At 61.0% G+C, this 13,378-nt stretch carries 9 protein-coding genes, 1 tRNA gene and 1 pseudogene; 1 reads left to right on the top strand and 10 read right to left on the bottom strand.

Annotated features, from left to right (window positions below):
- Window positions 1–152 (top strand): annotated as a pseudogene (locus tag ACFFJK_RS21465) (IS481 family transposase); the annotation flags it as partial.
- 97 nt (window positions 153–249) lie between these two features.
- Here ACFFJK_RS21465 and rpoC read toward each other — a convergent pair.
- The 10 genes from rpoC to ACFFJK_RS21415 all read right to left on the bottom strand — a co-directional run.
- Window positions 250–4,497, bottom strand: a complete 4,248-nt coding sequence (gene rpoC / locus ACFFJK_RS21460) for a DNA-directed RNA polymerase subunit beta' (RefSeq protein ID WP_379681708.1) — start codon at window positions 4,495–4,497, stop codon at window positions 250–252.
- A 223-nt stretch (window positions 4,498–4,720) separates the two neighbouring features.
- Window positions 4,721–8,830 carry a DNA-directed RNA polymerase subunit beta gene (rpoB, locus tag ACFFJK_RS21455; protein ID WP_379681707.1) on the bottom strand — a complete coding sequence of 1,370 codons (4,110 nt, stop codon included), beginning with the start codon at window positions 8,828–8,830 and terminating at the stop codon, window positions 4,721–4,723.
- 307 nt (window positions 8,831–9,137) lie between these two features.
- Window positions 9,138–9,515, bottom strand: coding sequence for a 50S ribosomal protein L7/L12 (gene rplL, locus ACFFJK_RS21450; protein WP_036245558.1), 378 nt, complete (start codon window positions 9,513–9,515; stop codon window positions 9,138–9,140).
- 69 nt (window positions 9,516–9,584) lie between these two features.
- Window positions 9,585–10,109, bottom strand: a complete 525-nt coding sequence (gene rplJ, locus ACFFJK_RS21445) for a 50S ribosomal protein L10 (RefSeq protein ID WP_312550424.1) — start codon at window positions 10,107–10,109, stop codon at window positions 9,585–9,587.
- Window positions 10,110–10,473: 364 nt separating this feature from the next.
- Window positions 10,474–11,172 (bottom strand): 50S ribosomal protein L1, encoded by a 699-nt coding sequence (rplA, locus tag ACFFJK_RS21440; protein ID WP_379681706.1) that lies wholly within the window; start codon window positions 11,170–11,172, stop codon window positions 10,474–10,476.
- Window positions 11,172–11,603 (bottom strand): 50S ribosomal protein L11, encoded by a 432-nt coding sequence (gene rplK / locus ACFFJK_RS21435; RefSeq protein WP_027868021.1) that lies wholly within the window; start codon window positions 11,601–11,603, stop codon window positions 11,172–11,174. The genes rplA and rplK overlap by 1 nt, the downstream gene beginning before the upstream one ends.
- A 229-nt stretch (window positions 11,604–11,832) precedes the next feature.
- Window positions 11,833–12,444 carry a transcription termination/antitermination protein NusG gene (nusG, locus tag ACFFJK_RS21430; protein WP_379681705.1) on the bottom strand — a complete coding sequence of 204 codons (612 nt, stop codon included), beginning with the start codon at window positions 12,442–12,444 and terminating at the stop codon, window positions 11,833–11,835.
- Window positions 12,444–12,833 (bottom strand): preprotein translocase subunit SecE, encoded by a 390-nt coding sequence (secE, locus tag ACFFJK_RS21425; protein ID WP_379681704.1) that lies wholly within the window; start codon window positions 12,831–12,833, stop codon window positions 12,444–12,446. The genes nusG and secE overlap by 1 nt, the downstream gene beginning before the upstream one ends.
- Before the next feature lie 36 nt (window positions 12,834–12,869).
- A tRNA-Trp gene (locus ACFFJK_RS21420) sits at window positions 12,870–12,945 on the bottom strand.
- 102 nt (window positions 12,946–13,047) lie between these two features.
- The coding region (locus ACFFJK_RS21415) for an EF-Tu C-terminal domain-related protein (RefSeq protein WP_379678376.1) at window positions 13,048–13,378 on the bottom strand (331 nt) is incomplete at its 5' end.

Raw genomic sequence — 13,378 nt, 5'->3', positions numbered from 1 at the left:
TGTACAACCACCACATTCCGCAGCGCGCACTCGACGCGAAAACACCCATCCTCGCGCTCAAGGAATGGCAGCAGAAACGACCAGAATTATTCGTTAAACGCGTTTACGATCAAACGGGACTCGACAATTACTCAGCGTTTCCTTTAGCTTGATCAAATACGATGTGAGGCGACACCACGATCTGTCGCTCGAATAAAAAACGGCACCCCTCAGGGTGCCGTTCTCACATCAAGCTATCAGCTCAGACGATCACTCGCCTTCACCATGATGCTGCTCCGCCGGAGCCGCAGCATTCTGCTGGTCTTCCATCGCCTGCAGTTCGGCAGCCATGTTGGCCTTCTCCTGCTGCAGCAGTGCCTGGCGCTCTTCCGCCTCCCACACTTCCTTCTCCTTGCGGGCGCGGTGGAATGCCAGGCCGGTACCGCCAGGGATCAGGCGGCCGACGATGACGTTTTCCTTCAGGCCGCGCAGACCGTCGCGCTTGCCCATGATCGCCGCTTCGGTGAGGACGCGGGTGGTTTCCTGGAACGATGCGGCCGAGATGAACGAGTCGGTCGACAGCGATGCCTTGGTAATACCCAGCAGCACGTTTTCGTACTGCGCCGGCAGCTTGCCGACGGCGTTGACCTTGTCGTTCTCTTCCAGCAGCTCCGAACGCTCCACCTGCTCGCCGACGATGTAGTCGGTGTCGCCGGCATCGGTGATCTGCACACGACGCAGCATCTGGCGAACGATCACCTCGATGTGCTTGTCGTTGATCTTCACACCCTGCAGACGGTACACGTCCTGCACCTCGTCCACGATGTAGCGGGCCAGCGCTTCGATACCCAGCAGGCGCAGGATGTCCTGCGGATCGGCCGGGCCGTCGACGATCATCTCGCCCTTGTTCACCACCTGGCCGTCGTGCACCAGCACTTGCTTGTCCTTGGTGATCAGGAACTCGTGCTTGTTGCCGTCCATGTCGGTGATTTCCAGGCGCTGCTTGCCCTTGGTTTCCTTACCGAATGCGACGGTACCGGTGACTTCCGCCAGCATGCCCGCGTCTTTCGGCGAACGTGCTTCGAACAGTTCGGCAACGCGCGGCAGACCACCGGTAATGTCTCGGGTCTTCTGCGATTCGGTCGGAATACGCGCCAGCACTTCACCCACCGATACCTGCTGGCCGTCCTTGACCATGATCAGCGCGCCGACCTGGAAGCCGATCGTCACGGCGTGTTCGGTGCCGGCGATCTTCACTTCTTGTCCTTCGTCGTTCAGCAGCTTGACCTGCGGACGCAGGACCTTGCCCGAACCACGGCGCTTCGGATCGATCGCCACCAGGGTCGACAGGCCGGTCACTTCGTCCACCTGGCGAGCGACGGTGACGCCCTCTTCCACGTTTTCGAACTTGATCGTGCCGCCGTATTCGGTGATGATCGGACGGGTCAGCGGATCCCAGGTCGCCAGCGCGGTGCCGGCCTTGACTGCCTGGCCGTCCTTGACGATCAGGGTCGCGCCGTACGGCACCTTGTGACGCTCGCGCTCACGGCCGTGGTCGTCGGTGATCAGGACTTCGCCCGAACGGGTAATGACGATTTGCGCGCCCTTGCCGTTGGTGACGTAACGCATGGTCGCGGTGAAGCGGACCGTGCCGTTCGACTTGGCTTCGACCGACGAGGCCACTGCCGCACGCGATGCCGCACCACCGATGTGGAAGGTACGCATGGTCAGCTGGGTACCCGGCTCACCGATCGACTGTGCCGCCACGACGCCGACTGCTTCGCCCGAGTTCACCAAGAGGCCGCGGCCCAGGTCACGGCCGTAGCACTTCGCGCACAGGCCATAACGGGTGTCGCAGTTCAGCGGGGTGCGGACCTTGACTTCGTCGATACCGACGCGCTCGATCTCTTCCACCATGTCTTCGTCCAGCAGCGTGCCGGCTTCGTACAGGGTTTCCTGGGTTTCCGGATTCACGATGTCGGTACCGGCGACGCGGCCGAGGATACGGTCGCGCAGCGGCTCGATGACTTCACCGCCTTCGACCATCGCCTTCATGTGCGTGCCGTTGTTGGTGCCGCAATCGTCTTCGGTCACGACCAGGTCCTGGGTCACGTCGACGAGTCGACGGGTCAGGTAACCCGAGTTCGCGGTCTTCAGCGCCGTATCCGCCAGACCCTTACGGGCGCCGTGGGTCGAGATGAAGTACTGCAGAACGTTCAGGCCTTCGCGGAAGTTCGCGGTAATCGGCGTTTCGATAATCGAACCGTCCGGCTTGGCCATCAGGCCTCGCATACCGGCCAGCTGGCGGATCTGGGCTGCCGAACCGCGGGCGCCCGAGTCGGCCATCATGTAAATCGCGTTGAACGATTCCTGGGTGCCTTCGGTGCCGTCACGCTTGGTGACCGGTTCCACTTTCAGCTGGTCCATCATCGCCTTGCCGACTTCGTCCGAGGTCTTGCCCCAGATGTCGACGACCTTGTTGTAACGCTCGCCGGCGGTGACCAGACCCGAAGCGTACTGCTGCTCGATCTGCTTCACTTCCGCTTCGGCGGTGGCGATCATGCCCTTCTTGACGTCCGGGATCAGCATGTCGTCGACAGCGATCGAGATGCCGGCGCGGGTCGCCAGGCGGAAGCCCGACTGCATCAGCTTGTCGGCGAAGACGACGGTCGCACGCAGGCCGCACTTGCGGAACGACGTGTTGATCAGCTTCGAGATTTCCTTCTTCTTCAGCGCGCGGTTCAGCACCGAGAACGGCAGGCCTTTCGGCAGGATCTCGGACAGGATCGCACGGCCGACGGTGGTCTCGTAGCGCGTGACGGTACGATCGAAGCCGCCCTCGGCGTTCTTCGGGAACTCGACGATACGCACGGTGATGCGGGTCGCCAGCTCGACTTCCTTGTTGTCGTACGCGCGGATGACTTCCGACACGTCTGGGAACAGCATGCCTTCGCCGCGGGCGTTGATCGCTTCGCGGGTCGCGTAGTACAGACCCAGCACGATATCCTGCGACGGCACGATCGACGGTTCGCCGTTCGACGGGAACAGGATGTTGTTCGACGCCAGCATCAGGGTACGCGCTTCCATCTGCGCTTCGATCGACAGCGGCACGTGGACTGCCATCTGGTCACCGTCGAAGTCGGCGTTGAACGCCGCGCAGACCAGCGGGTGCAGCTGGATTGCCTTGCCTTCGATCAGGACCGGCTCGAACGCCTGGATACCGAGACGGTGCAGGGTCGGCGCACGGTTCAGCATGACCGGGTGCTCTTTGATGACTTCTTCCAGGATGTCCCAGACCACCGGTTCCTGGATCTCGACTAGCTTCTTGGCCGCCTTGATGGTCGTTGCCAGACCCATCAGTTCGAGCTTGTTGAAGATGAACGGCTTGAACAGTTCCAGGGCCATCAGCTTCGGCAGGCCGCACTGGTGCAGTTTGAGCTGCGGACCGACCACGATGACCGAACGGCCCGAGTAGTCGACGCGCTTGCCCAGCAGGTTCTGACGGAAACGGCCGCCCTTACCCTTGATCATTTCAGCCAGCGACTTCAGCGGACGCTTGTTGGCGCCGGTCATCGCCTTGCCGCGACGGCCGTTGTCCAGCAGCGAGTCCACTGCTTCCTGCAGCATGCGCTTTTCGTTACGCGTAATGATTTCCGGCGCGCGCAGTTCCATCAGGCGCTTCAGACGGTTATTACGGTTGATGACGCGGCGGTACAGGTCGTTCAGGTCGGAGGTCGCGAAACGGCCGCCGTCCAGCGGGACGAGCGGACGCAGCTCCGGCGGCAGGACCGGGAGCACTTCCATGATCATCCACTCGGGCTTGATGCCCGAACGCTGGAACGCCTCGAGCACCTTCAGGCGCTTGGCGTACTTCTTGATCTTCGCTTCGGACTTCGATTCCTTCAGTTCCACGCGCAGGGCTTCGGCATCGCGATGGATGTCGATCGAGCGCAGCAGTTCACGGATGCCTTCGGCGCCCATGAATGCGGTGAAGTCGTCGCCGTACTCTTCGTACTTGGCGGCGTAATCGTCTTCCGACATGATCTGGCACTTCTTCAGCGGGGTCATGCCAGGATCGGTCACGACGTATGCTTCGAAGTACAGCACGCGTTCGATGTCGCGCAGGGTCATGTCCAGGACCATGCCCAGGCGCGACGGCAGCGACTTCAGGAACCAGATGTGCGCGGTCGGCGAGGCCAGCTCGATGTGGCCCATGCGCTCACGGCGCACCTTGGCCAGCGTGACTTCGACGCCGCACTTCTCGCAGATGACGCCACGGTGCTTCAGGCGCTTGTACTTGCCGCACAGGCATTCGTAGTCCTTGATCGGGCCAAAGATCTTGGCGCAGAACAGGCCATCGCGCTCAGGCTTGAAGGTGCGGTAGTTGATGGTTTCCGGCTTCTTGACTTCGCCGTAGGACCACGAACGGATTTTTTCGGGCGACGCCAGGCCAATCTTGATGGCGTCGAAGCTCTCGTTTTGCTGAACTTGCTTGAATAGATCGAGCAGTGCTTTCATGTATCACTCCAGGTGATTGAATTCTTTACTGAGTACTACTACCGCCGCTTCTCACCGATTTTCGCCGGTGCTTGCGTAACCCCTGGCCCTAAAACCGTCATCCCCGCGCAGGCGGGGATCCAAGTGTTTCGGCTAATCGGCCGAAATTGGGCTCCCGCCTGCGCGGGAGCGACGCTTCCAGAGCAGCAGGCCATGCCCGAAGGCGGCGGCCATGCCGGCCTGCTTAGTTGCGCTCGAGATCGATATCGATACCCAGCGAACGGATTTCCTTCACCAGCACGTTGAACGATTCCGGCATGCCGGCGTCGATCACGTGGTCGCCCTTGACCAGGTTCTCGTACACCTTGGTACGGCCGTTCACGTCGTCCGACTTCACGGTCAGCATTTCCTGCAGCACGTACGATGCGCCGTAGGCTTCCAGTGCCCACACTTCCATCTCACCGAAGCGCTGGCCACCGAACTGGGCCTTGCCGCCCAGCGGCTGCTGCGTCACCAGCGAGTACGGGCCGGTCGAACGGGCGTGCATCTTGTCGTCGACCAGGTGGTGCAGCTTGAGCATGTGCATGAAGCCGACGGTGACCTTGCGCTCGAATGCTTCGCCGGTGCGGCCGTCGAACATCGTGACCTGGTTCTTCGACGGGGTCATGCCCAGGTGGGTCGCGATCTCGTCCGGGAACGCCAGGTCCAGCATGCGGCGGATTTCGGTCTCGTGCGCACCGTCGAACACCGGGGTTGCGAACGGCACGCCGTTCTTCAGGTTGTTCGCCAGGGTCAGGATCTCTTCATCGCTGAAGCTGTCCAGGTCTTCCTTGCGGCCGGTCTCGTTGTAGATCTTGCCCAGGAAGCCGCGGACTTCTTCCGCTTTCGCCTGTGCGCGCAGCATGTCGCCGATACGCAGGCCCAGGCCCTTCGCCGCCCAACCGAGGTGGGTTTCGAGGATCTGGCCGACGTTCATACGCGACGGCACGCCCAGCGGGTTCAGCACGACGTCGGCCGGGGTACCATCGGCCATGAACGGCATGTCTTCCACCGGAACGATACGCGAGACCACACCCTTGTTACCGTGGCGGCCTGCCATCTTGTCGCCCGACTGCAGGCGGCGCTTGACGGCCAGGTAGACCTTGACCATCTTCTGCACGCCCGGCTGCAGCTCGTCGCCTTGCGTCAGCTTCTTGCGCTTTTCTTCGAAGGCCAGGTCGAACTGGTGGCGCTTCTCGTTGATCGACTCCTTGATCGCTTCCAGTGCGTTGGCGGTCTCGTCGTCGCTTGGCCTGATGTCGAACCAGTGGAACTTGTCCAGGTCGGCCAGGTATTCGGCGGTGATCGCGGCACCCTTCGCCAGCTTCTTCGGACCGCCGTTGACGATCTTACCGACCAGCATACGCTCCAGACGCTGGAAGGCGTCGCCTTCCACGATACGCATCTGGTCGTTCAGGTCCAGGCGGTAGCGCTTCAGCTCGTCGTCGATGATCTGCTGGGCGCGCTTGTCGCGCTGGATGCCTTCGCGGGTGAACACTTGCACGTCGATGACGGTGCCGACCATGCCCGACGGCACGCGCAGCGAGGTGTCCTTCACGTCCGAGGCCTTTTCGCCGAAGATCGCGCGCAGCAGCTTCTCTTCCGGGGTCAGCTGGGTCTCGCCCTTCGGGGTGACCTTACCGACCAGCACGTCGCCGGCTTGCACTTCGGCGCCGATGTACACGATGCCCGATTCGTCCAGGCGCGCCAGCTGGTTCTCGGCCAGGTTCGAGATGTCGCGGGTGATTTCTTCCGCGCCCAGCTTGGTGTCACGGGCCACGACCGACAGTTCCTCGATGTGGATCGAGGTGTAGCGGTCGTCCTTGACCACGTTTTCCGAGATCAGGATCGAGTCTTCGAAGTTCAGGCCGTTCCACGGCATGAACGCCACCAGCATGTTCTGGCCCAGTGCCAGTTCGCCCAGGTCGGTCGAGGCGCCGTCGGCGATGACGTCGCCGCGTGCCACGCGATCGCCCACTTGCACGATCGGACGCTGGTTGATGTTGGTGTTCTGGTTCGAACGGGTGTACTTGATCAGGTTGTAGATGTCCACACCGACTTCGCCGGCTTGCGCCTCGTCGTCGTTGACGCGAATCACCACACGGCCCGCGTCGATGTAGTCCACCACGCCGCCGCGCAGGGCCTGCACGGTGGTGCCCGAGTCGACCGCCACGGTGCGCTCGATGCCGGTGCCGACGAAGGCTTTTTCCGGACGCAGGCAAGGCACGGCCTGGCGCTGCATGTTGGCGCCCATCAGTGCACGGTTCGCATCGTCGTGCTCGAGGAACGGAATCAGGGAAGCCGCCACCGACACGATCTGGCCCGGGGCCACGTCCATGTACTGGATGCGTTCCGGGGAGACCAGGATGGTTTCGCCTGCTTCACGCGCCGACACCAGCTCGTCGACCAGTTCGCCTTCTTCATTGATCGCGGCGTTTGCCTGCGCAATGATGTAGCGGCCTTCTTCGATCGCCGACAGGTATTCGATCTTGTCGGTCACCTTCGAACCTTCGACCTTGCGGTACGGGGTTTCCAGGAAGCCGTATTCGTTCAGGCGGGCGTACAGTGCCAGCGAGTTGATCAGGCCGATGTTCGGGCCTTCAGGCGTTTCGATCGGGCACACGCGGCCGTAGTGGGTCGGGTGCACGTCGCGCACCTCGAAGCCTGCACGTTCGCGGGTCAGACCGCCCGGGCCCAGTGCCGAGACGCGGCGCTTGTGGGTCACTTCCGACAGCGGGTTGGTCTGGTCCATGAACTGCGACAGCTGCGACGAACCGAAGAATTCACGGATCGCGGCCGAGATCGGCTTGCTGTTGATCAGGTCGTGCGGCATCAGGTTGTCCGCTTCGGCCTGGCCGAGGCGTTCCTTCACTGCGCGCTCCACGCGCACCAGGCCGGCGCGGAACTGGTTTTCCGCCAGTTCGCCGACGCAACGCACGCGGCGGTTGCCCAGGTGGTCGATGTCGTCGACTTCGCCGCGGCCATTGCGCAGCTCGACCAGGATCTTGATCACGGCCAGGATGTCGTCGTTCGACAGGGTCATCGCGCCCAGCAGTTCGTCACGGCCGATGCGGCGGTTGAACTTCATGCGGCCCACGGCCGACAGGTCGTAGCGTTCCGGGCTGTAGAACAGGCCGTTGAACAGGGCTTCGACCGATTCTTCGGTCGGCGGCTCGCCAGGACGCATCATGCGGTAGATCGCCACGCGTGCGGCGGTCTGGTCGGCGGTGTCGTCGGTGCGCAGGGTCTGCGAGATGTAGCCGCCCTGGTCCAGGTCGTTCGTGTAGAGCGTCTGGATGTCGGTCACGCTGGCGTCGCGCAGCTTGCCCAGCAGTTCTTCGGTCAGCTCGTCGTTGGCCACGGCGATGATTTCGCCGGTGTCCTGATCGACGATGTTCTTGGCCAGCACGCGGCCCAGCAGGTAGTCTTCCGGTACCGAGATGCTCTTGATGCCGGCGGCTTCGATGTCACGGACGTGCTTGGCGTTGATACGCTTGTCCTTGGTGACGATGGTCTTGCCCGACTTCGGATCGACGATGTCGAAGCGCGCGACTTCGCCGCGCAGGCGTTCGGACACGAACTCCAGCTCGCCGCCTTCATTGCGGAGGGTGAAATTGTCGAAGACGAAGAAATTCGCCAGGATCTGCTCGGGCGTCATGCCGATGGCCTTCAGCAGGATCGTCACCGGCATCTTGCGGCGGCGGTCGACGCGGAAGAACAGGATGTCCTTCGGGTCGAACTCGAAGTCCAGCCACGAGCCGCGGTAAGGAATGATACGTGCCGAGAACAGGAGCTTGCCCGACGAGTGCGTCTTGCCGCGGTCGTGTTCGAAGAACACGCCCGGCGAGCGGTGCAGCTGCGAGACGATGACGCGCTCGGTGCCGTTGATCACGAACGAACCGTTCGTGGTCATCAGCGGCAGTTCGCCCATGTACACTTCCTGCTCTTTCATTTCCTTCACGACCGGCTTGGTCGGCGATTCCTTGTCCAGGATCACCAGACGCACCTTGGCGCGCAGCGGCGACGCGAAGGTCAGGCCACGCTGCTGGCACTCTTTCACGTCAAACGCAGGGTCGCCCAGCACATAGGACAGGAACTCGAGGCGCGCAAAACCGTTGTGCGACACGATCGGGAAGATGGAGCTGAAGGCGGATTGCAGGCCTTCGTTCTTGCGGACGGACGGAGCGGCGTCGGCCTGCAGGAAATTCTCGTAGGATTCGAGCTGGGTAGCCAGAAGATAGGGAACGTTGTGAACGTTGGCGCGCTTCGCGAACGACTTGCGAATGCGCTTCTTCTCAGTAAATGAGTAGTGCATGGACACTCCGTGAGTGACAGAAAGGATGAGAATTCAGGAATTGCCAGTGGTGGTCGCACCACACGCAAGGCCTGAAGCCTCTGCTTTCCCGCCAGGTGATTAGGACAGCCGTACTGCTGTGTTACGATATTTCTGAAGCTGGTGCTGCTGGGTGCTGCTGGTGTTTACTGCAGATGCTGCCGGGTGATGCTCGTGTTTGCCGCAGGGACGACAAAAGAGCCAAAGCCGCATCCCCTCCCTTTCGGCAGGTTCCGCAAGCTTTGACTCCCGCGCTGGGCGCTTATGCAAAGCGCCCAATGCTTATGTATTACTTCAGCTCGGCCTTGGCGCCAGCTTCTTCCAGCTTCTTCTTAGCGGCTTCAGCGTCAGCTTTCGGCAGGGCTTCTTTCACGGTCTTCGGTGCGCCGTCGACCAGATCCTTGGCTTCCTTCAGGCCCAGGCCGGTGATTTCGCGGACGGCCTTGATGACGCCGACCTTGTTCGCGCCGACTTCGGCCAGAACAACGTTGAACTCGGTCTGCTCTTCAGCAGCAGCTGCGCCGCCAGCGGCACCGCCAGCTGCCGGTGCTGCCATTGCAGCTGCCGACACGCCGAACTTCTCTTCGAAAGCCTTGACCAGGTCGTTCAGTTCCATGACCGACATTGCGCCAACTGCGTCCAGGAACTCTTCTTTGCTAATTGCCATTTGAAACTCCAAATATTGTGTGTGTGTAGTACAGGTTTGGTTCTACTTGAACAAAAAGTCGCGAAGCGATTACGCTTCGGTGGCTTCTGCTGCCGGAGCAGCTGCGCCTTCGCCTTTTTGTGCTGCGACTGCAGCCAGAACTCGTGCGAAGCCCGACACCGGTGCCTGCATGACGCCCAGCAGCTGGGCGATGAGGACTTCACGGCTCGGGATGCTTGCCAGCGCGGTCACGCCAGCGACATCCAGTGCCTTACCAGCGTAGTTACCAGCTTTCACGACCAGCTTGTCGTTGGTTTTAGCGAAGTCATTGATGACTTTAGCTGCTGCAACGGCGTCGTCCGAGATCGAGTAGATCAGCGGACCGGTCATGGAATCAGCCAGCGAGGCAAACTGCGTGCCCTCAACCGAGCGACGAGCCAGCGTGTTCTTCAGAACACGCAGGTAGACGCCCTGGGCACGTGCGGCTGCACGGAGTTTGGTCAAGTGAGCAACCTGGATGCCACGGTACTCAGCCACGACGATGGTTTGCGCGGTTGCAACTTTAGCGCTTACCTCTTCGACGACGGCCTTTTTGTCATTCAGATTAAGACCCACGGTCAATCTCCTTAAATGATGCGGACAACATTGTTTCGCATCGGTTCGAACACGGCGTCCGAAGTTAAGAAGTCAATCTAACGCGGATGAACTCACGCAGCGTGGACTACAAAACTTGTTCGGGTACACCATCTGCGTTGGGTGGTCTATTAACCTCCGGCTTACAATCAGAGGGGACAGAGCACTTCGCGGTCTTTCCCCTTGTTGACGCTTTCGGCCCAACGGTCTTTGATTGCCTGCCGGAGCGGTGTTCTTGCTCCGGCAGCCCAAAGATGCGCCCCGCAAAATAACTACAGGGACTTAAACTTGGATCCCGGCCTTCGCCGGAACGACGGTGCAAGCACCGTCGCTTAATTCAGTGCTATTAAGCAGCAGCGATCGAAGCGTGGTCGACGCGGACGCCAGCGCCCATGGTCGACGACAGAGCGACCTTACGCAGGTACACGCCCTTCGAGGTTGCCGGCTTGGCCTTGTTCAGGGCGTCGATCAGCGCGACCAGGTTGGTCTTGAGCTGTTCGTCCGAGAACGACTTGCGGCCGATGGTAGCGTGGACGATACCAGCCTTGTCGGTACGGTACTGGACCTGACCGGCCTTGGCGTTGCGCACGGCGCCAGCCACGTCCGGGGTCACGGTGCCAACCTTCGGGTTCGGCATCAGGCCGCGCGGGCCCAGGATCTGGCCCAGGGTACCGACGATACGCATGGTGTCCGGCGAAGCGATGACGACGTCGAACGGCATGTCGCCGGCCTTGACGCGCTCTGCCAGGTCTTCCATACCGACGATATCGGCGCCTGCGGCTTTAGCGGCTTCTGCCTTTTCGCCCGAAGCGAACACGGCGACGCGCACGGTCTTGCCGGTGCCTGCTGGCAGGACGACCGAACCGCGAACCACCTGGTCCGACTTCTTCGGGTCCACGCCCAGCTGAACGGCGACGTCGATCGACTCGTTGAACTTGGCGGTTGCGAATTCCTTGATGATCGACACAGCGTTGTCGAACGCGTAGACCTTGTTACGGTCCACTTTTGCTTTCATTTCTTTGACGCGCTTGGACAGCTTAGCCATTACACACCCTCCACCGTGATGCCCATCGAACGTGCCGAGCCAGCGATGATACGCACTGCGGCGTCCATGTCGGCGGCGGTCAGGTCCGGCTGCTTGGTTTTTGCGATTTCTTCAGCCTGGGCGCGGCTCAGCGTACCGACCTTGTCGGTATGTGGCTTCGGCGAACCCTTGGTGATGCCAGCGGCTTTCTTGATCAGGTAGGTTGCCGGCGGGGTCTTCATCACGAAGGTGAAGGACTTGTCGGCGAAGGCGGTGATCACGACCGGGATCGGCATGCCCGGCTCGAAACCCTGGGTCTGCGCGTTGAACGCCTTGCAGAATTCCATGATGTTCAGGCCGCGCTGACCGAGTGCAGGACCGATCGGTGGGGATGGGTTTGCCTTACCGGCTGCAACTTGCAGCTTGATAAAGCCAATAATTTTCTTTGCCATGAATGGCTCCTAGATTGGCGTTGAGTAGTAGCGCCCCACCGCTGGGCACCTCGACAAATCTGCTGCGCGTTGCATTTTCGGCCTGCGATGCTCGCTGTACTTTAGTACAGCTGCGCTTCTCAACCGAAACTGCTGCCGCTCGCGACGATTTTTCGAGATACCCTACTACTCCGGCGGGGCTCCTCTTTCCGGATTCCGCCTTGCTGCTGCGAACGCTCCGTGACGGCGTTTAGACTTTCTCTACCTGCCCGAACTCCAGCTCCACCGGAGTTGCGCGGCCGAAGATGGTGACAGAGACACGCACCTTCGATTTTTCGTAGTTGACTTCTTCGACGTTGCCGTTGAAGTCGGTGAACGGGCCTTCCTTGATGCGGACCTGCTCACCCACTTCGTACAGGACCTTTGGACGCGGCTTTTCGACACCTTCCTGGACCTGCTGCATGATCTTGTCGATCTCGCGCGCCGGGATCGGCGTCGGCTTGTTCGACTTGCCACCGATGAAGCCGGTGACCTTGCTGGTGTTCTTGACCAGGTGCCAGGTCTCGTCCGTCATTTCCATCTCGACCAGGACATAGCCCGGGAAGAAACGGCGCTCGGAGACGGCCTTGGTGCCGTTGCGCATTTCGACGACTTCCTCGGTCGGAACCAGGATGCGGCCGAACTGCTCCTGCATGCCCGCGCGCTCGATGCGCTCGGTCAGGGCGCGCATGACGCTCTTTTCCATGCCGGAGTAGACGTGTACGACATACCAGCGCTTGTTGCTGACAGGGACACTCAGCGGCGCACCAGCGTCTTGCGCCGGGACGTCGCCCGGCGCGTTATCTTGCACGTTATCGCTCATTAGTTTTTCCATCCCAGGACCAGGTCGTACAACAGGAATTCGAGAACCTTATCCGTGCCCCACAGGAAGATCGCCGTCACGACCACGAAGGCAAACACGATGCCGGTGATCTGGGTGGCTTCACGACGGGTCGGCCAAACAACCTTCTTGGTCTCGCGCACCGATTCTTTGGCGAAGCTCAGGAAATCACGACCGGTTGCGGAGGTCCACAAAAGCAGGACAGCAAAAACTAAACCAGCCAAGAGGGCGCCGGCGGCGACCAAGGCTGGTTTGTTCTGGCCAGTCAGGTAGAAGAACCCGACAACGCCTGCAATCACAGCAACCACCGCCAGGGCGACCTTGAACTTGTCATTCGAGGTGCTGACAGTTTGCACGGATTGATTAGACATTCTTTTTTACTTTCGGTGCTGCGCACCAGAATTCGGTGGCAGGGGCGGAGGGAATCGAACCCGCGACCTTCGGTTTTGGAGACCGACGCTCTGCCAATTGAGCTACACCCCTACGAAAACTTCTCGCTGAATCCAGCATTATACCGCATACGCGCGTATGTGTGCAATGCTGTTTGAGGGAAGCAACACTGTTGCCTCCCTCTACCTTGGCCGATTAGGCCAGGATCTTGGCAACCACGCCCGCGCCGACGGTACGGCCGCCTTCGCGGATTGCGAAGCGCAGACCTTCTTCCATCGCGATCGGAGCGATCAGCTTGACGGTGATCGACACGTTGTCGCCTGGCATGACCATTTCCTTGTCTGCCGGCAGTTCGATCGAACCGGTCACGTCAGTCGTACGGAAGTAGAACTGCGGACGGTAGTTGTTGAAGAACGGGGTGTGACGGCCGCCTTCGTCTTTCGACAGGACGTACACTTCGCCGGTGAAGTTGGTGTGCGGCTTGATCGAGCCCGGCTTGGCCAGGACCTGGCCACGCTGGACGTCT

The sequence above is a fragment of the Massilia consociata genome (assembly GCF_042432755.1).
Taxonomy (GTDB): Bacteria; Pseudomonadota; Gammaproteobacteria; order Burkholderiales; family Burkholderiaceae_D; genus Telluria; species Telluria consociata.
This window is presented reverse-complemented; position numbering and strand designations above follow the sequence as displayed.

Bases quoted from the DNA above. Each gene is read 5' to 3' on its own strand.
- rpoC (WP_379681708.1), bottom strand. From the start codon at position 4,497: ATGAAAGCACTGCTCGATCTATTCAAGCAAGTTCAGCAAAACGAGAGC.
- rpoB (WP_379681707.1), bottom strand. From the start codon at position 8,830: ATGCACTACTCATTTACTGAGAAGAAGCGCATTCGCAAGTCGTTCGCG.
- rplL (WP_036245558.1), bottom strand. From the start codon at position 9,515: ATGGCAATTAGCAAAGAAGAGTTCCTGGACGCAGTTGGCGCAATGTCG.
- rplA (WP_379681706.1), bottom strand. From the start codon at position 11,172: ATGGCTAAGCTGTCCAAGCGCGTCAAAGAAATGAAAGCAAAAGTGGAC.
- rplK (WP_027868021.1), bottom strand. From the start codon at position 11,603: ATGGCAAAGAAAATTATTGGCTTTATCAAGCTGCAAGTTGCAGCCGGT.
- nusG (WP_379681705.1), bottom strand. From the start codon at position 12,444: ATGAGCGATAACGTGCAAGATAACGCGCCGGGCGACGTCCCGGCGCAA.
- secE (WP_379681704.1), bottom strand. From the start codon at position 12,833: ATGTCTAATCAATCCGTGCAAACTGTCAGCACCTCGAATGACAAGTTC.